The following is an 18,509-nucleotide window of genomic DNA, read 5'->3' on the forward strand; positions in this document are numbered from 1 at the left end:
TTCCCTGCTGCGGCTCTTTATCAGGCAGCCTGAAAAGGGCAGCAGCGTTTTTTCAACCACTCACTCACACATTGGAGAACATCATGCTTCGGCTGTATCCCGAACAAATCCAATCCAAACTCAGCTTTATCCAACACTACATGGCGGCGCATAACGCGGCGGACGGCTCAACCATGGATGCCAACGCCAACGTTACCCATAAAAACATCGCCACGCTGGAAAGCGAGTTACTTAAAGACGTTTTCGTGCAAATTAACCGCGCCCAAGTGTCGCGCAAAATCGGCGAATTATTTGGCGACGATTTGGCGCGCGAATATGTGCGCCAAATTGAAACGCATGAAATTTATGTGCACGACGAAACCAGCCTGAAACCCTATTGCGTGTCGGTAACGATGTATCCGTTTTTGCGCGACGGGCTCACCAAATTGGGCGGCGAATCGCGCGCGCCGCAGCATTTGGCATCGTTTTGCGGCTCGTTTATCAACTTTGTGTTTGCCATCAGCGCCCAGTTTGCCGGCGCGGTGGCAACGGTGGAATTTTTGACTTATTTTGACTATTTCGCGCGCAAAGATTTTGACGACGATTATCTCAACACCCACCGCAGCGAGATTGAAAACGCCTTGCAGCAAGTGGTGTACAGCATCAACCAACCCGCCGCCGCGCGCGGCTATCAAAGCGTGTTTTGGAATATTTCGTTGTATGACCGCTATTATTTTGACGCGATGTTTGGCGATTTTGTGTTCCCCGATTTCACTAAACCCGTGTGGGCGAGCGTGTCGCGCTTGCAAAAATTTTTCCTAAATTGGTTCAACCAAGAGCGCAACAAAGCGGTGCTGACCTTCCCCGTGGTAACCGCCGCCATGCTCACCGACCACGGCAAATGCAAAGACGGCGAATTTGCCGACACGCTGGCGCACGAATTAAGCGTGGGCAATTCGTTTTTTGTGTATCAATCCGACAACCCCGATTCGCTCGCGTCTTGCTGCCGACTGCGTAATCAAATTGAAGACCGCACGTTTTCCTACTCACTGGGCGCGGGCGGCGTGGCAACGGGGTCAATCAACGTGATTACCATTAACATGAACCGCTTAGTGCAAGACGGGCGCGACCTTGCCGCCGAAGTGGACAAAATCCACCGCTATCAATACGCCTATCGCAAGCTGATGGAAGAATATCAAGCCGCAGGGCTGTTGCCTGTGTATGACGCGGGCTTTATCTCGCTGGACAAGCAATTTTTAACCATCGGCATTAACGGCATGGTGGAAGCCGCCGAAAGCCAAGGCATTCAGGCTGCCTATACGCCCGAATATGTAGATTTTGTGCAATCTCGGCTCAAAATTATCTTTGAAGCCAACAAAGCCGCCAACGCCAAATACGGCGTGAAATTCAACACCGAATTTGTGCCCGCCGAAAACTTGGGCGTGAAAAACGCCAAATGGGACAAGGCAGACGGCTATTTTGTGCCGCGCGATTGCTATAATTCTTATTTTTATGTGGTGGAAGACGACCAAACCAATGCGCTGGATAAATTCCTGCTACACGGGCGCGAGTTAATAGACTGGCTAGACGGCGGCTCGGCGCTGCATTTGAATTTAGACGAAGCCCTGCCGCAATCGGGTTTTCGCGCCTTGCTGGACATCGCCGCCAAAACAGGCTGCAATTATTTCTGCACCAACGTGAAAATCACCATTTGCAACCAATGCGAACACATAGACAAGCGCACGCTCACCGCGTGCAGCGCGTGCGGCTCGCCCGATATTGACTACGGCACGCGCGTGATCGGCTATTTGAAGCGCGTGTCCGCATTCAGCCAAGGACGGCGCAAAGAACATGCCCTGCGGCATTATCATCGCGAAGCGGCATAAGCGACATTGCTACCCACGATAAGGCAGCCTGAAAACCTTGTTATCCATTTTCAGGCTGCCTATTTTGCATCGGCAAAGGCTGTGTGGTTTTGCCACGCACCATTTAAGCGATGCTAAACGGTGCGTAAACAATATTCGCAATAAAAGGCATTAGGCAGCCTGAAAAAACCGTTTTACCCGTTTCAGGCTGCTTATTTTGCATTGGCAAAGGCTGTGCGGGACGAGCATCCCCAACAGCCTTTTTTACACCCAAAAGGCAGCCTGAAAACCGCAAAACCAGTACAATCTCCCCCTTTTCCCGCGCATATCATCCCCATGCCCTCTGTAACCCTGTTTACCCTGTTTCTGCTCGGCTTTTTCGGCGGCACGCATTGCATCGCCATGTGCGGCGGGCTGTCCACCGCGTTCGCCTTGCAACTGCCGCCGCATATCAAACGTCCTTGGCTTATTATTCTGCTCAACCTCGGCAGGCTCACCAGCTATGCCCTTATCGGCACGCTGATGGGCGCGCTCTCGCAGCTGGGCAGCACGCTCGCCCACACCCACGCTCTGCAACTTATCCTTGCCACCCTCGCCAACCTACTGCTGCTGTTCACAGGGCTGTATCTCGCCAACATCCTGGCATGGACAGCCAAAATAGAACACATCGGGCGACCCATCTGGCAACGGCTCAACCCGCTATTAAACAAACTGCTGCCCATCCAAAGCCTGCCCGCCTGCTTCGGCGCGGGGATGCTGTGGGGCTGGCTGCCCTGCGGCTTGGTGTACAACGCCTCGCTTTACGCGTTGGGCAGTAGCTCCGCGCTGTGGGGCGGCTTGTATTTACTCGCATTTGGGCTGGGCACGCTGCCTAATCTCATCGCCGCAGGGCTGTTCGCCAGCCAACTGCGCGCGCTGTTGCAAAAGAAAGGGCTGCGGCTGATGGCAGGCTTGCTGGTGAGCGCGTGGGCGGTTATCCAGCTTGCCCGTGTGATGACACAATTTTAGGCAGCCTGAAAACGAGTAAAGCGCGGTTTAGCAGGGCTAAAACAATAAAGCCTATTAAGCCGTTTCAGGCTGCCTCAATTAAGCACACTAAAAGGCAGCCTGAAAGCTAATAGAGGGGCGATGACTCGTTGCCAAATAGCGCAGCGGATAGAACGGCAACACGTTGGCAAATAACCGCAAGCCACCCATGCCTATTAAATACATTTTCAGGCTGCCTATTGCACAACCGCAAAGGCAGCCTGAAAAGCAAAAAACCAGCAAACACGTTTGCTTCATTGAAATACGCTTTACCCATTTTCAGGCTGCCTCACACAGCCGCAATAGGCAGCCTGAAAAATAAAAACCACCCGCTAAACTAAGCAGGTGGTTTTTCTTGTGTACTCGGCTTACCAGAGTTTTGGTAGTGGTTTGTTTTAATCGTCCTCTTGCGCCCCGAGTTGCAGATAGTTTTCAATGCCCATGCTGGCAATCAACTCCTGCTGAGTTTCCAACCAATCAATGCGTTCCTCGTTTTCAAACTTCTGTTCTTCCAACAAATCACGCGAAACATAATCCTGATGCGCCTCGCAAACCGCAATCGCCGCCATCAGCGCATCATGTTTTTCATATTCTTTTTTCAAATCGCAATCAATAATTTCCGCAGGCGATTCCCCAATCAGCAATTTGCCCAGCTCTTGCAAATTGGGCAAGCCTTCGAGCAGCAACACGCGCTCGATAATCGCATCCGCCGATTTCATCTCTTTAATCGAGCGTTTATAGAAATTGCAGCCCAATTCCTCTAAACCCCAATTTTTTAAAATGCGCGCGTGCAGAAAATATTGGTTAATGGTAACCAGCAGCAAGCCCAAATTCTTGTTCAGCTGTTGGATAACTTGACGGTCTCCTTGCATCGCCCAATCCTTACACTTGGCTTTGCAAGTAGTTTTGTTCGCCCATCATGCCAATCAAGCGAAGCTGTTGTTCCAACCAATGCGCGTGGTCTTCTTCCGTGTCTTTCAGCTGACCCACCATCAATTCGCGCGTAACATAATCTTGTTTTTCTTCGCACAATTTCACGCCTTGTTTCAACGCCGCGCGAACGTGCATTTCCGTTGCCAAATCCGCTTCCAAGCATTCTTTCACCGTTGTGCCGATGTTCAAGCCCTCGGGAATCATTTTAGGCGTGCCGCCCAGCATCAAAATGCGGCGGATAAAATCTTCTGCGTGTTGCGTTTCCTCTTCCATTTCATGGTTCAAACGCTCAAACAATTTGGTGTAGCCCCATTCGGCATACATGCGGGAATGAATAAAATATTGGTCGCGGGCAGCCAGTTCGCCGGCCAGCAACTCGTTCATATAAGCCAAAACTTCTTTATCGCCTTGCATGTTTGTTTTCCTTGTAATGTGAATATTTCAAAAACGAAAGAGACGCAGCCGTCTCAACGCAGGGCGCATTGTAGCAGCGGCTCGGTAAAAATCAAATTTCATATTGAAATACAAACAATTATCAACAATAAACCGCCGGCAGATTTAAGATGATAAGCATTTTTATCCCACAAAATTCATAGCAACATCAAATAACTAATTTGAAAATGATTGCCGATTGTTATTAATCCCCTGTTTTTTGTTCTTAAAACATTTACGTTTATTTACAAAAATCGCTTTCAGGCTGCCTGAATATGTGTTTTAATTTTGCCCAAGCTCGGAAATAGGCTAAAATCATGCGCCGTTGCACGTGTTGCAACGTTTTTCAATTTTCACAAAAATCAAGGTGAATATCATGCTAACAGGAAGCATTGTTGCACTCATTACCCCCATGCACGCCGATGGCAGCGTGAACTACGAACAACTACAAGCACTGGTTGAATGGCACATCGCCAACGGCACAGATGCCATCGTTGCCGTGGGCACAACAGGCGAATCCGCCACCCTTTCCGTTGATGAGCATTTGAAAGTGGTTGAAACCGTAATCAAAACCGCCAACAAACGCATTCCTATTATCGCAGGCGCAGGCGCAAACAACACCCGTGAAGCGATTGTGCTTGCCCAAGCAGCAGAAAAACTGGGCGCAGATTACACGCTGTCCGTTGTCCCTTACTACAACAAACCGTCGCAAGAAGGCATGTATCAGCATTTCAAAGCGATTGCCGAAGCCGCCGATATTCCCATGATTGTTTATAACGTGCCGGGGCGCACCGTGGTGGATATGTGCAACGACACCATTATCCGCTTGGCTCAAATCCCCAACATCGTGGGCGTAAAAGAAGCCAGCGGCAACATTGGGCGCGTGGTTTCTTTGATTAACAACGTACCCGAAGGCTTTGCCGTTTATTCCGGCGACGACCCCACAGGCATGGCGAATATGCTGTGCGGCGGCAAAGGCGTGATTAACGTGGCAGGCAACGTTGCGCCTAAATTGTTCTCGCAAATGTGCCACAGCGCATTGGATGGCAATATTGCCCAAGCCCGCGAGCTTAATAAACGACTTGTGCCTTTGTATGACGTGATGTTCTGTGAGCCTAGCCCCGCTTCGCCCAAATGGGCAGCATCGCAACTGGGTGTGTGCGCGGAACACGTGCGCTCGCCTATCTTGCCATTAAGCCCTGCCGCGCAAGAGAAAGTTCGTGCTGCTTTAAAAGCAACCAACTTGATTTGATTTTTTTGGAAGGTGTACATGAACCACATCAAACCCCTTGTCTTAGCCTTAACCGCGATCAGTCTCGCTGCCTGTTCCGGCAGCAAAAAAGAAAATCCGAAGCTGGATTACCAATCGGCAAACAATAAAATTGTGAGCTTGGAAGTTCCACCTGATTTGAACGACCCGCGCAATGGCGATTTATACAGCCTGCCCAAAGGCACAACCGCCAGCCCCAATGCGATGAAAGAAACCAAATCGCAAGGCAGGAAAAAAGTCTTGAACCAAGTGAAAGACGCTTATATTGAGCGCCAAGGTAACCAACGCTGGCTGGTGGTGAAAAACAAATCGGCAGCCGAAATGTGGCCTTTGCTGCGCGCATTTTGGCAAGAAGCAGGCTTCACCATTTATTCCGAAGAGCCGCAAGCGGGCTTGATGGAAACCGAATGGGCGGAAAACCGTGCCAAGTTGCCGAACCAAGGCTTGCGTAAATTGTTTGACAAAGTGGGCATGGGCGGCGTGTACACCACCAGCGAACGGGATAAATTCCTGATTCGCATGGAGCGCAACAGCCACACAGGTGATTTGGATATTTTCTTTACCCACAAAGGCTTGGAAGAAGTCTTTGACAGCAAAAAAGAAGAAAGCACCATTTGGCAACCCCGCGCCAACGACCCTAATTTGGAAGCAGCGTTTTTGTCGCGCTTCATGCAGTATTTAGGCGTGGATGAAGCGGTTGCCACACAACAAACGGCGGTTCGCGCAGACCAAGCGCAAGGCACGGAATTTGCCAAGTTGGAACAAGATAGCGTGATTGTATATGGCGCGGCAGAGCGCAATGTAAACCGTATTGCGGCGGCGCTTGACCGTGTGGGTTTGACGGTGCAGCAATTTGTGAGCGAGCGGGGCATGTTTATCGTGCGTCCTGCGCCAACGCAAAGCGAAGAGCTGGCGCAAGCGGCGGCAGATAATCGCAAAGCCGGTTTGTTAAGCCGCTGGTTCAAAGGTAAGAAAGACAAACAGCCTGTTGCCGCATCTAATCAGCCCGCGCAGTTGCTGGTGGGCTTGGTGCAAGAGCCGAATGGGCAGCGTGTTGTGCTGCTGGACCAAACGGGTAAACCGTTGAACGATGCGCGTGCCAATAAATGGATACGCGATTTGTATAACGAGTTGAAGTAAACAATAGAAGGCAGCTTTTCAGGCTGCCTTTTATATTGAGGCAGCCTGAAAACAGAGGCAGCCTGAAAAAGCAAAACCCGCATCCAATCCAATGATGCGGGTTTGTGGTTATGCGGCTTAGTCGTTGCTGCTTTCTTTTTCGCCATTATTCGCCGTGCGGCGCGAGAATGTGATGCCAAGCTGTTTGAGCTTGCGGTATAAGTGGGTGCGTTCTAAGCCCACTTTTTGCGCGACGCGGCTCATGTTGTGGTTTTCTTGGCGGATGTGAAATTCAAAATAGCGCCGTTCCAACTCTTCGCGCAGTTCGCGCAGGGGAAGGTTGAAATTGAATGCGCTGCGAATGTCGGCAAAAATCTCTTCGGTGTTGAATTGATTGAGCAGGCGGGAAACAGCAACATCGCTGATTTCGTTTTGTTCGCAGTTCAACACCAAGCTGTTTACCACGTTTTTCAATTGTTCAAAATTACCCGGCCAATCATATTGGCGCAGGCGGTTCATCGCGCTTGCGGCAAATTTGACGGGGCGGTTGGGAGCAATTTCGTTGAGTAGTTTGTTGACGATAAAAGGGATATCTTCAGAATGCTGCCGTAAAGCAGGGATGTTGATGATGGCGCTGGATAAAACGCTCATCAGGCGGGTGTCGCTTTGGGAGTTATCCAAAAGTTCGTTAAGCGGGCGCGAGCTGGTAAACACGATGCGGGTGTTGTGTTTGTCGGCTTTGCTGGTGAGAAAGGCAATGCCTTGGCGGATGTTTTTGCTGGATTGCGAAATATCGCCCAAATAAAGCACGCCGTTGGTAGCTTTGTTGAGCAATTCGCTGGGGATGTCGATGATTTGCTCGGGGCGTGTGGGTTGCACCCATGGGGTGTTTTCTTTGTGGAAAAAGCGGGCGATGATTTCAAAGGGCGAGCCTGTTTCGCCAATGAGCAGCACGGCGTTGTTATGCGTTTGCGCTTGTTTGATTTGCTGATTGAAGTTTTGAATTACGGCGCTGTTACCCAAGCCTTCGATAACGGCGCTTTTGTTATCTGCGGTTTCGCTTTGTTTGAGCGCGCGTTCAACGGTTTGCAAAAGTTTTTGCAAGGGGATGGGCTTTTCTAAGAAATCCAGCGCGCCGATTTTGGTGGCTTCTACGGCGGTATCGATGCTGCCGTGTCCGCTCATCATAATCACGGGCATGGTGAGCTGTCCGTTTTTCGCCCATTCTTTGAGCAGGGTAATGCCGTCGCTATCGGGCATCCAAATATCCAGCAGCACAAGGGAGGGGCGGTTTTTGTTTCGCATGGCACGCGCTACGCCGGCATTGGCAGCCAACGAAACGGTGTAGCCTTCATCTTCAAGAGTTTCCTGCAATACTTCGCGAATTCCAATTTCGTCATCGACGATCAAGATGTCTGTACTTCTCATGAGTTTTCTGCTTCTGTTGTTGTTATCTTAGGTAGTGTGATGCTGATGTTGGCACCCGACGGTATTTGGTTGGCGATGCTGATGTGCCCGCCGTGTTCTTCTATGATTTTCTTGACTACGGGCAAGCCCAGCCCCGTGCCTGCGGGTTTGTCGGTAACATAGGGTTCAAAGGCGTTTTGCAGCATCTGCGGGGTGAAACTTTTGCCGTTGTTGGTTACGGTGAGACTGATGGTGGTCTCGTGCACCAGTATTTGTATGTGCGTTTCAGGCTGCGGATCGCTTTCGGCTGCTTCGGCGGCGTTTTTGAACAGGTTGTGCAACACTTGGCGCATGGCGGTGGTGTCGGCTTTTATCCACGCGGGTTTGGGGCTGAAATCGGCGATGAATTGGCAGGGGCTGCTTTCGTAGAGCACTAAAACTTCGGAAACCAGGGCGTTGAGATTGGTTTCGGTGAGTTTTAGCCTTGGGGCGCGGGCGTAGTTGCGAAAGGCTTCTACCATTTCTTTGAGCGCGGCGACTTGTTTGATGATGGTGTCGGTGGATTTGGTGAGAATCTGCGCGTCTTTTGTATCCAGTTTGTCTTGCAATTTCCATGCCAACCGTTCGGCGGAGAGCTGGATGGGGGTGAGGGGGTTGCGGATTTCGTGGGCAAGGCGTTTGGCGACTTCGCCCCATGCGGCTTCTTTTTGGGCGCGGACGAGTTCGGTGATGTTGTCGAACACGAGCACGAGACCTTTGCCGTTTTCGGCGGGCAGGCGGATGGCTTTGCCCAGCAGGATGCGGCTGCTGTCTTGGGCGGTGTAGGAAAGCTCAACGGGGTCGGGGCTATGTTCGCTGGCAATCAGGGCGTTGATTAGGTTGGCGGCGGCGTGGTGCTGGGGGCTTAAATCTTGCCATGCGCTGCTTGGTTCGCCGATGAGTTGGGCGAGGTTGATGTCCAGCATGTTTTCGGCGCTGGCGTTGTAGGTTTTCAGGCTGCCGGAGTAGCCGAGGGTAATCACGCCTGCGCTCAGGCTGCTTAACACGCGTTCCAAATAGTGGCGGGCGGCTTCTTGTTCTTTGCGGTGGCGTTCGTTGGCGTATTGGGCGTTGGCAAGCTGTTGGGTCATGTAGTTGAACATGCCTGCGAGCTTGCCCAGCTCGTCTTGGCTGTTTACGGGGATGCGGCGGCTGAAATCGTTGTGGGCAACGGAGCGCGCGCCGTCCGCCAGAGCGAGGATGGGTTCTACAAAGCGGTGGGCGAAATAAAGTGCGGCGGCAAGCGATAAGAGGATGGCGAGCAAGGCGGCGATGAGCAGGGTGGCGAGAAAGAAGGTTTGCAGGCCTTTTTGGGCGAAGACGAGTTCGGCGTATTTGGCGCGGGCGGATTCGATGAGCTCGGCATCTTTGGCAACGCTTTCGGGAATCGGCTGCCTGAAAAAGAAGATGTATTGCTGACTGACGTATTTTGGCAGCATTATCCAGCCGCTAGCATATAACGTGCCATTTACGTTTTCAATGCTGCGGATGATTTGCTGCTGTTGCAGGGATTTGAGGATGGCGGGGTCAAAATCGGGAGCGGGGAGTTTTTGCGGATTACGCTCGGCGATGAGTTTGTGGCCGTTTAGCTGCCAGATGGCGAGGTGGCTGAACTCGCGGGCTAATTGGGTTTGGAAGGCTTCGTTGGGGGCTTTGTTTTGAACGAGCGCGGTGGCGAGGTTGGCGCGGATGCGTTGGGCGGCTTGAACGCTGTTGCCGGCGGCGTTGTCTAACGCGGTTTGGCTGAGTTTCAGGCTGCGTTCCAGTGCTTCTTTGGTGTCGTTGCCAAACCATGAGTTGATGCTGTGGGCGATGAATTGGGCGGCGACGCCGAGCAGGAACAGCGCGGGCAGGGCGGCGACGATGGCAAACATGCCCGATAGGCGGCGGGCGATTTGCGAGCCGAAAACGTGGTTGCGTTTGTCGCGCACGATGTGCCAGATGTAGCGCAGGGTTACGAGGAGCATGGCGACGGCGAGCGCGCCGGTGAAGCCGGCGATGGTCCAGAAATAGGGGGCGTAGGGGCTGTTGCTGTCGGTGGATTGGGTGAGGGCGTAGAGGGCGATGAAGGAGAGGATGCCGCAGAGGATGAGGAATTTTTGCATGGTGGGGATGGAAGTGGTGTTAGCTTCGCTGAAATTCGTTTTGCTTGTTTTCAGGCTGCCTTTGGGGGCGGGGGGATGGGTAGAGGCAGCCTGAAAATAGTGAATGGGGATTATTGGGCATTGGGCAACGAGCCGTCGCCGCTCCGTTTATGGTTTTCAGGCTGCCTATTGCTTAATGGTCAAATCGTGCCAGCCTGAATCCAAATCCCAATCGCGCGAGTTGATGGCGTTGATTTGGAAGGGTTTGGGCAGCTTGGTGGTGGTAAGGTTGAGCCGGATTTGGGCTTTGACTTCGCTAACGGGGGTGTCGGACAGCGCGCCTTCGTTGAGCACCGGCCAGTTGGCAATCGCGCCGATGGCTTTGAGCGCGGTGGTGAGGCTGTTGTATTCGGTGGAGAATGTGCCCACAGCAACGCGGTAGCGGTTGGTGAGCGGGTGGAAGCTGAGGCGGTAGTTTACGCTGTTGGCGGTGTTGATGAGCTGGTTGATTTTGAAGCGGTAGGAGGCGAGGGTGGGGCGTTCCAGGCGGTAGGACAGGGAGAAATCCAGCGGCACGCCTTGTTGCAGGGCGTTTTGCAGTTGCTCGGGCAGCTCGGTTTTGAAGCGGGTGCTGATGGCGAGCTGTCCGTTGCTTTGGATTTTGGCTTCAAGGCGGGTGGGGGCGACGGTTTCGGCGCGGGCGGCGGGGGCGGTGAGCAGGGCGGCGGTAAGCATGAGCGCGCCAAGGCAGCCTGAAAACGGGGTGGCGCGGTTTTCAGGCTGCCTTGGGGCGGGTGCGGATGGGGTTTGGGCTTCGCCGAAACTTGCTAGGTTCGTTTTAACTTCGTTGAAGCTTGCAGCTTTCAGGCTGCCGTTGTTTGCAGGTTGAGGCAGCCTGAAAACGCGGTTAATGTTTTTCAATAAGTGCGTAATAAAAGCCATCTTGTTTTTCGCTTGGGATGAGAGTTTGTTCAGTGTGCAAACGGGCATCGGCGTGGCGGTTGAGGAAGCGGTGGCATTGTTGTTGGTTTTCTTCTTCAAACACGGAGCAGGTTGCCAAGAGCATGCGCCCGCCTGATTTGAGGGTGGTCCACAGCGCGTCCAGCAGGGGTTCTTGCTGGCGGGCGGTTTTGTAGGCATCGCCGGGGCGGCGCAGCCATTTGATGTCGGGATTGCGCTTGATGGTGCCCGATGCGGTGCAGGGGATGTCTGCCAAGATTGCGTCAAACGGTTCGCCATTATACCAATCGCTTAAATTTTGGGCATCGGCGCAATGTAGGGCAGCCTGAAAATGCAAGCGGGCAAGATTGTCGCGCACGCGTTGCAGCCGCTGCGGGGCGATGTCCAGCGCGGTTAAGTCGCAATCGGCAAGCTCCAGAATATGCCCTGTTTTGCCGCCCGGTGCGGCGCAAGCGTCCAACACGCGCTCGCCGTGTTGCGGGTTGAGCAGATAGGCGGCTTGCTGCGCGCCCCAGTCTTGCACCGACACCCAGCCTTCGGCAAAACGCGGCAGCTGGGCAACGGGCACGGCTTGGGCGAGGCGGATGGCGTAATCATCCAAAATTTTGCCGTTTAGCCCTGCGTCGTGCAGCGCGGCGAGGTATTGCTCGGCATCGGCATGGCGGCGGTTCACGCGCAGGGTGAGCGGCGGATGGGCTTGGAAGGCGGTGGCGATGTTGTGCCAATGTTTGGGGTATTGATTTTGCAATGTTTTTTGCAGCCAAATCGGCAGATTGTGCTTAGCAACATCGTCATAGCGGCAGGCTTTGTTAAGCCCATCTTTTTCGCGCAGAAAACGGCGCAGGATGGCGTTGGCAAACGAGCGGTATTGCCCATGCCCGATTTGCGCGATGTGGTTCACGGCTTCGTTGACCACGGCGTGCGGCGCGTTTTGCGTGTGGTTGAGCTGATAAAGGGCGACGAGCAGGTAGCTTTGCAGCGCTTCGTTGTCGATGGGTTTGTTGAGCATTTTGCCGAGCATGAATTTCAGGCTGCCTAAATGGCGTTGGCAGCCGTAGGCGATGTCTTGCAGCATGCCTTTGTCTTGCGCGGTGAGCTCGGGGTTTTGCGCGATGATGTGCGCCAGCTCGTCGGATAGATTTTTGCCCGAGGCAACGGCGGCGAGCGTTTGTGCGGCGAGGGTTTGGACTTGGGAGAGCGACATGGGGTTCCTTTGGGGGATGGGTTTCAGGCTGCGTTAAAAAGGGAATATAGCGGCAGCAGGGCGAGTTAAGTGAGGCTTTGTGCTGATTGGCGATGCTTATTCAAACACCTTGCCCACCGCCAACTCGCGCCCCGCCAAAAACGCCGCCGCCGTCATGCGTTTGCTGCCCGCGGGTTGCAGTTCGGTAATCCGCAATGCGCCCGCGCCACAAGCGATAACGATGCCCGAAGCATCGGCGCTTAACACCGTGCCCGCCGCGCCGTTGCCTGCCACCGCTTCCGCCACCCAGATTTTCATCGGCTTGCCTTGCCATTGCGTCCACGCGGCGGGCACGGGGTTAAACGCGCGGATTTTGCGCGACACGGTTGCCGCGTCTTCCTGCCAGTTGATTTGCGCTTCGTCTTTGCTCAATTTTTGCGCGTAGGTGATGCCGTTTTCAGGCTGCGGTGTGGCGTTTAGGCAGCCTGAAAGCTGCAATTGCTGCAAATCCGCCACGATGGCTGCTGCGCCAAGCTGCATCAGTTTGTCGTGCACTTCGTTGGCGGTGTCGCTGGGCAAAATCGGGCAACGGTGTTCGCTGACCACCGCGCCTGTGTCCAGCCCTGCGTCCATTTGCATGATGCATACGCCTGTTTCCGCGTCGCCCGCTTCAATCGCGCGTTGAATCGGAGCCGCGCCGCGCCAACGGGGCAGCAGTGAAGCGTGGATGTTCAGGCAGCCGTGTTTGGGCGCGTCCAACACTTCCTGCGGCAAAATCAAGCCGTAAGCGGCAACCACCATAATGTCGGCATCCATTTCGCGCAGCAGGGCAAGAGCTTCGGCGTTGCCGCGCAGTTTTTCAGGCTGCTCAACGCGCAAGCCGAGTGCCTGCGCGGCTTGTTTAACGGGCGACGCTTGCAACTGCATACCGCGTCCTTTCGGGCGATCGGGTTGAGTTAAAACGAGCGGGATGTCAAAGCCTGCGGCGGCGATGGCGTTAAGCGCGGCGGCGGCAAAATCGGGTGTGCCTGCGAAGATGATTTTCATGGTGTGTCCTTTGTGTGTGGTTTTCAGGCTACCTTTGGAGTATTGAATATTAGGCAGCCTGAAAATGGGTTAAACGGTTGGGATGGTGTAATGAATAAGGCAGCCTGAAAAGGCTGTTGTGATGGGTGGGCATAACCATTTCAGTTGGTTTGGGTGTTTTCAGGCTGCCTTAATCCCCAATGCAGCAACAAATGGCGGTACATCAAAATGCTTGTCAATAATGTCAATAAGCCGATATTGATGCCCTGCGCCATTTGGTTATCGCGTGTAAACGCCGTATAAAAAGCAAGGATAGAAATGCTCAAAGGCACAAGACCTGTTATCAACCAAAACAATTTTCTGCCCACTGACCATTTTTCAGGCTGCCTTGTTGCTTTGGGCAACTGTGCCACAAGGCGGTTAAATTGCCGCGCAAAGTAAAGATTGGGCAGCGTAATCAACGTAACGCCACTTGTGAACAGCAGCCAGTTAAAGCCGTTATCGTTGGATTCTGTAAACAGCAGGCAGCTGATTGCCGCAAACAGATAAAACGGCGCGGCAGGCACATTAGCGCGTAGCAATTTGTCGTAAAAAGGCTTTTGGTTTTTTAAACAATCCGCCAAGTCAAAAATGGCATGATTGCAAAGCAAGGGGAAAGGAAGCAAACAATATAAAGCAAAGCCATCTTGCTTCAACAGCGTAAACAGCAAAACCGCCAATACTGCATATGAATAGTACACAAATAAACCTGTTGCAAACGCGCTACCGTCATCCTATTTCTCCCTAAACGTTTCAGGCTGCCTCAAAACCCAAGTGCAGCAGTAAATAGCGATAGATAAAAATCCCCAGCAGCAAGGTAAAAAAGCCCACTTTTAGCCACATTACCGAATGGTCGTGGAGAGTAAACGCGCTATAAAAAGAGAACGCCGCCATACCCAATGGCACAAGCCCATGCAGCAGCCAAAGCAGCTTTTTGCCCGCAGACCATTTTTCAGGCTGCCTTATCGCGGCGAGCGATTGCGCGATAAAGCGGTTTACTTGCAGTTCATGCGCGATAAAGCGGTTTACTTGCAGCTCAAAATAAAGGCTGGGCAGCAGAATCAGCCCCGCCCAAATTGCAAACAGCAGCCAGTTAAAGCGGTTGGGGTTGGTGAGCAATTCCGAAAACAGCAGATAAGCCAACACAATCAAGCCATACAATAGCCCAGCGGGCATGGTGGCATCCATTGGGCTGGCGTAATCAGCATAGCGGTTTTTTGCAAGCCACGCCAAGCGTTTCATGACCACATTGCAGGTCAGCAAAATAAAACTTAAAAGCAAAAACAAAGCAAATTGATACTGCCGCCACGCGGTAAACAGCAAAACCACAAACACCGCATACGAGTAATACAAATAAACCCGCTGCAAACGCGCCATTGTCATCCCGTTCTCCTAAAACGTTTTCAGGCTGCCTCACATTATCCATCATAAGGCAGCCTGAAAATCACATCGTCTCGCGCTGGCGTTTTTTCATTTTGGTTTTGATGCGGTTTTGTTTCAGCGGCGACAAATATTCCACAAACAATTTGCCGTTTAAGTGGTCAAGCTCGTGCTGCACGCAAATCGCCAGCAAACCATCCGCATCCAGCGTTTGCTTGTTGCCCTGAATGTCTAAAAATTCCACCGTAATCGTTTCCGCGCGGGTAACTTCCTCATAAATCCCCGGCACAGACAAGCAACCTTCTTCGTAAGTCGTCTCGCCGTCTTTTTTGGTGATAACAGGGTTAATCAGCGCAAGCAATTGGTTTTTCTCTTCCGATAAATCAATCACCACCACCCGCTCGTGCACATCCACCTGCGTTGCCGCCAAGCCGATGCCTTTGGACGCATACATGGTTTCCGCCATATCCTGCACCAGCGTGCGGATGCGCTCGTCCACCTGCGCCACAGGCTGCGCGACGATGTGTAATCGTTCGTTAGGATGCGTTAAAATAGGTAACAAAGCCATAAAACAAATATCCTCAAATTGTGTGATTTCTAAAAAACTGTGGCATAGATGCCAATTTGCTTAACGCATTTTAGTATAATGCTAGCCTAAACAATTTAAAATGCACTATCATTGCAATTGTTCGTTAAATAATGTAATCCAACTCATCCAAAGCTAATAGGGGATTCCCAAATGCAAAAAACAATTATAACGCTGCTTTGCGCAGCAGGTATGATGATTTCAACCACCGCCGCAACGGCTGAAAACTTGCGTATCAGAAAAAACGCCCCCGCGCGTTACACCGTAAAACACGGCGACACACTATGGGACATTTCAGGCAAGTACCTGTACCGCCCTTGGAAATGGCCGACATTATGGGGCATGAACCGCAAGCAAATCAAAAACCCCAATCTGATTTATCCGGGTCAAACTTTGGTGCTCACTTATGTGAACGGCAAACCCCGTTTAAGCGTGGCGCGCGGCAGCCAAAGCAACATCCCAACTTATAAACTGAATCCCCAAGTGCGCGATTTGGGTTCGGGCTATGCCATCCCAACGATTAACGTGAATTTCTATCACATGTTCATGAAAACGCCGCAATTCATGACCTCAGAACAATTGTCGCACGCCGCGCGCATCGTTGCCGGCCCTGATAACCGCATGTATTACTCCGGCGGCGACCGCATCTATGCGGACGGCATTGCAGAATTGGGCACATATCTCGTGTTCCGTCCGAACGGTCCCATCGTTGACCCGCGCAGCAAAGCGAACTTGGGCATCTTGGTTGAGTATGTAGGTGAAGCCTCCACTTTGGTTACGCCAAACAGCCGCCTGTCATACCGCACTGCGGAAGAAGAAGCGAATTTGGCCCGCGATGAATACTATTCAAACACCAAAAACGGTTTGCTGGTTGGCAAAAAAGTCGCAACGCGCACCGCGCAGCCTATGATTATTGACGGTGCATTGTCTGAAATCCACCAAGGCGACTACCTGATTAAAAAATCGCCCGCGTTGACCGAGTTCCACTATGTGCCACACGAGCCTGAAACCCGCATTGATGCAGACATCATTTCCATCATGGAAGGCGTGGAAGAAAGCGGCACCATGCAAACGCTGATTCTGAACAAAGGCGAAGCCGACGGCTTGGATAACGGCACGGTGTTGAGCATTTATCGCCGCGGTCAAGTGGTGAAATCCGATTGGAGAAGCCCGAACGAAAAAGCGACGCACTTTGTGAACACGCCAAATGAAGAAATCGGCTTGGCAATGGTGTACCGCACAGGCGCACACGTTTCTTCCGCCATCATTTTGGAAAGCATTAAAAACGTGAACCGTGGCGATTTGCTGTCCACCCCAGGTCAAGACTTGGATACTTTTGACAGCAAGCCCGCTGCGCGCCCTGCTGCCAAATAATTAGCGTGATAACTTTTCAGGCTGCCTTTCAACATTGAGGCAGCCTGAAAACATTTGATGGAGACGATGAACATGGATTGCCCAATTTGCGCCGCGCAAAACGAAGAAATTTTGCTGCAAACGCCCAATCTGCGCGTGATTGCCGTGCACAACGAAGCCAATGCCCCCGCTTTTTGCCGCGTGATTTGGCAACGGCATGTTGCCGAGATGACCGATTTGCAACCCGCCGAGCGCGCCGAATTGATGGAAACGGTTTACAAGGTGGAAGAGGCGATGCGCCAAGTATTGCAGCCTGAAAAAATCAATTTGGCGAGTTTGGGCAATGTGGTGCCGCATTTGCATTGGCATGTGATTGCGCGCTTTCAAGACGATGCGTGTTTCCCCGCGCCGATTTGGGCTGCGGCAATGCGCGAAGCCACTTTCAGACTGCCTGAAAACTGGTCAAGCCAAGTAAAACGCATGCTAAATGCAGCCTGAAAACGCGCCATGGCGGATTAGCTTGCAATGAGCACGGCTGCCGATTTGGGCGTATTTTTGTTCATCCACTATAATGCGCGGGTTTGTTCACCCATAAGGAAATCCCATGCGTTTCACATTATCGCGCCGACATCTTTTGCAAAACTCGTTAATCGCCGCAGGCAGCGGCGTGTTGGCGGCATGCGGCAGCACCAAGCCGCAGCCCAACATCCAAACACCCGTGCCTACCGTCCAACCCCAAAATACGCCCACCCCCGCACCACGCACCCAAGGTGACAACACCATGCGAATTTTTGCCTCATCAGGCTTTTGTGAAGACCCCGCCCGCATCCAAACAGGCTTAGACCGCCTTGCCCAAGCAGGCTTCTCCATCACCAACCACGCCGCCGCTTACCGCCGTTTCCAACGTTTTGCGGGCAGCGATTTTGAGCGCATTGCCGATTTCCAAGACGTGGCGATAGGGCGTGCAGCCACGCCCAAAGTATTCATGGGCACGCGGGGCGGCTACGGCGCAGCGCGGTTATTGCCGTATATCGATTGGGGCAACTTGGGCGCGAGAATGCGCGAGCAGCAAACCTTGTTGTTCGGATTCAGCGATGTAACCGCCATTCAACTGGCGCTGCTTGCGCAAAGCGGCATGCCCAGCTTTGCCGGACCGATGCTGTACAGCGAATTTGCCAAACCGCAGCCCAATTTTTACACCATGGACAGCTTTATCCGCACCACCACTTCCACCAGCACCACCGTTGCCGTGTCGGCGTATCAAACTTCGCGCGTGAAAGATGCGGACGGCATCTTGTGGGGCGGCAATTTGAGCGTGTTGGCATCGCTGGCAGGGTCGCCGTATATGCCCAAGATTCAAGGCGGCATTTTGTTTATTGAAGACGTTGCCGAGCAGCCCTACCGCATTGAGCGGATGCTGCAAACGCTGCATTTGGCGGGCATTTTGAAAAGCCAGCAAGCGATTGTGTTGGGCGATTTCCGCATGGGCAACATCCGCGATGTTTACGACAGCAGCTACGATTTGACCAACGTATCGCAAGTGATTGCCCGCGCAACAGGCGTGCCCGTTTACACCGGCTTCCCGTTCGGGCACGTTGCCAACAAAACCACCTTCCCGCTCGGCGCGCGCGCGCAGCTTCGCGGCAACAGCGCAGGCGGCTACCAAATCACATTCAGCGATTACCCGACATTAAACGCGGCAGCGTTAAACTTAAAAGCAGGCTTGTTACCGCAGCCTGAAATCATTGCCAGCGCGCCCGCCATGACCTCATCCAACGGCGAAAGCGCCGCAGACGCGGAATTCTGATTTTCATGCTGCCTAATCAGA

General features: G+C 52.7%; 18 protein-coding genes. 8 read left to right on the plus strand and 10 right to left on the minus strand.

The genetic code is table 11. The features are described from left to right. Positions 1 to 83 precede the first annotated feature (83 nt). The 3 genes from nrdD to H3L93_RS04900 all read left to right on the plus strand — a co-directional run bounded on the left by nrdD (position 84) and on the right by H3L93_RS04900 (position 3,192). Positions 84 to 1,865: an anaerobic ribonucleoside-triphosphate reductase gene (nrdD, locus tag H3L93_RS04890; RefSeq protein WP_003796171.1), complete on the plus strand. Its 1,782-nt coding sequence runs from the start codon at positions 84 to 86 to the stop codon at positions 1,863 to 1,865. Positions 1,866 to 2,180: 315 nt separating this feature from the next. Further along, the gene (locus tag H3L93_RS04895; protein ID WP_003796170.1) at positions 2,181 to 2,852 is read left to right on the plus strand and encodes a sulfite exporter TauE/SafE family protein; all 672 of its coding nucleotides are present in this window, start codon (positions 2,181 to 2,183) and stop codon (positions 2,850 to 2,852) included. Positions 2,853 to 3,039: 187 nt separating this feature from the next. After that, positions 3,040 to 3,192 carry a hypothetical protein gene (locus H3L93_RS04900; protein WP_003796168.1) on the plus strand — a complete coding sequence of 51 codons (153 nt, stop codon included), beginning with the start codon at positions 3,040 to 3,042 and terminating at the stop codon, positions 3,190 to 3,192. Positions 3,193 to 3,265: 73 nt separating this feature from the next. Here H3L93_RS04900 and bfr (H3L93_RS04905) read toward each other — a convergent pair whose 3' ends face one another. Further along, positions 3,266 to 3,742 carry a bacterioferritin gene (gene bfr / locus H3L93_RS04905; RefSeq protein ID WP_003796166.1) on the minus strand — a complete coding sequence of 159 codons (477 nt, stop codon included), beginning with the start codon at positions 3,740 to 3,742 and terminating at the stop codon, positions 3,266 to 3,268. A gap of 10 nt (positions 3,743 to 3,752) precedes the next feature. Then, positions 3,753 to 4,217, minus strand: coding sequence for a bacterioferritin (gene bfr, locus H3L93_RS04910; protein WP_003796164.1), 465 nt, complete (start codon positions 4,215 to 4,217; stop codon positions 3,753 to 3,755). Between the two features lie 394 nt (positions 4,218 to 4,611). Between bfr (H3L93_RS04910) and dapA the strand changes: the two genes are divergently transcribed. Beyond that, positions 4,612 to 5,487 (plus strand): 4-hydroxy-tetrahydrodipicolinate synthase, encoded by an 876-nt coding sequence (gene dapA, locus H3L93_RS04915; RefSeq protein WP_040558839.1) that lies wholly within the window; start codon positions 4,612 to 4,614, stop codon positions 5,485 to 5,487. Positions 5,488 to 5,505: 18 nt separating this feature from the next. After that, a complete protein-coding gene (gene bamC / locus H3L93_RS04920) occupies positions 5,506 to 6,645 on the plus strand; it encodes an outer membrane protein assembly factor BamC (protein WP_003796159.1) in 1,140 nt (379 codons plus the stop codon). A 117-nt stretch (positions 6,646 to 6,762) separates the two neighbouring features. Here the strand turns inward: bamC and H3L93_RS04925 are convergent, their stop codons facing one another. The 8 genes from H3L93_RS04925 to def form a co-directional block, all read right to left on the minus strand. Further along, positions 6,763 to 8,052 (minus strand): sigma-54-dependent transcriptional regulator, encoded by a 1,290-nt coding sequence (locus H3L93_RS04925; protein ID WP_003796158.1) that lies wholly within the window; start codon positions 8,050 to 8,052, stop codon positions 6,763 to 6,765. Beyond that, entirely contained in the window at positions 8,049 to 10,175 is a 2,127-nt protein-coding gene (locus H3L93_RS04930) for a sensor histidine kinase (protein WP_003796156.1), read from the minus strand. The genes H3L93_RS04925 and H3L93_RS04930 overlap by 4 nt, the downstream gene beginning before the upstream one ends. Positions 10,176 to 10,340: 165 nt before the next feature. After that, positions 10,341 to 10,889, minus strand: coding sequence for a DUF4390 domain-containing protein (locus tag H3L93_RS04935; protein ID WP_040558837.1), 549 nt, complete (start codon positions 10,887 to 10,889; stop codon positions 10,341 to 10,343). A gap of 172 nt (positions 10,890 to 11,061) precedes the next feature. Beyond that, on the minus strand, positions 11,062 to 12,318 hold the full coding sequence (gene rsmB / locus H3L93_RS04940; RefSeq protein WP_003796151.1) for a 16S rRNA (cytosine(967)-C(5))-methyltransferase RsmB: 1,257 nt from the start codon (positions 12,316 to 12,318) through the stop codon (positions 11,062 to 11,064). 96 nt (positions 12,319 to 12,414) lie between these two features. Beyond that, complete coding sequence (gene fmt, locus H3L93_RS04945; RefSeq protein ID WP_003796149.1) at positions 12,415 to 13,344, minus strand: methionyl-tRNA formyltransferase; 930 nt, start codon at positions 13,342 to 13,344, stop codon at positions 12,415 to 12,417. A 140-nt stretch (positions 13,345 to 13,484) separates the two neighbouring features. Then, entirely contained in the window at positions 13,485 to 13,904 is a 420-nt protein-coding gene (locus H3L93_RS04950; RefSeq protein ID WP_155803136.1) for a hypothetical protein, read from the minus strand. Positions 13,905 to 14,115: 211 nt separating this feature from the next. After that, positions 14,116 to 14,745 carry a hypothetical protein gene (locus H3L93_RS04955; protein ID WP_003796145.1) on the minus strand — a complete coding sequence of 210 codons (630 nt, stop codon included), beginning with the start codon at positions 14,743 to 14,745 and terminating at the stop codon, positions 14,116 to 14,118. Positions 14,746 to 14,806: 61 nt separating this feature from the next. After that, positions 14,807 to 15,310: a peptide deformylase gene (def, locus tag H3L93_RS04960; RefSeq protein WP_003796144.1), complete on the minus strand. Its 504-nt coding sequence runs from the start codon at positions 15,308 to 15,310 to the stop codon at positions 14,807 to 14,809. A gap of 171 nt (positions 15,311 to 15,481) precedes the next feature. Between def and H3L93_RS04965 the strand changes: the two genes are divergently transcribed. The 3 genes from H3L93_RS04965 (at position 15,482) to H3L93_RS04975 (ending at position 18,488) form a co-directional block, all read left to right on the plus strand. Further along, on the plus strand, positions 15,482 to 16,702 hold the full coding sequence (locus H3L93_RS04965; protein WP_003796142.1) for a LysM peptidoglycan-binding domain-containing protein: 1,221 nt from the start codon (positions 15,482 to 15,484) through the stop codon (positions 16,700 to 16,702). A 72-nt stretch (positions 16,703 to 16,774) separates the two neighbouring features. Further along, positions 16,775 to 17,179, plus strand: a complete 405-nt coding sequence (locus H3L93_RS04970) for an HIT family protein (protein ID WP_040558835.1) — start codon at positions 16,775 to 16,777, stop codon at positions 17,177 to 17,179. Positions 17,180 to 17,285: 106 nt separating this feature from the next. Continuing rightward, entirely contained in the window at positions 17,286 to 18,488 is a 1,203-nt protein-coding gene (locus H3L93_RS04975) for an LD-carboxypeptidase (RefSeq protein ID WP_040558624.1), read from the plus strand. The last annotated feature ends 21 nt before the right edge of the window (positions 18,489 to 18,509 follow it).

The organism is Kingella oralis (assembly GCF_014054985.1).
Lineage (GTDB): Bacteria > Pseudomonadota > Gammaproteobacteria > Burkholderiales > Neisseriaceae > Kingella_B > Kingella_B oralis.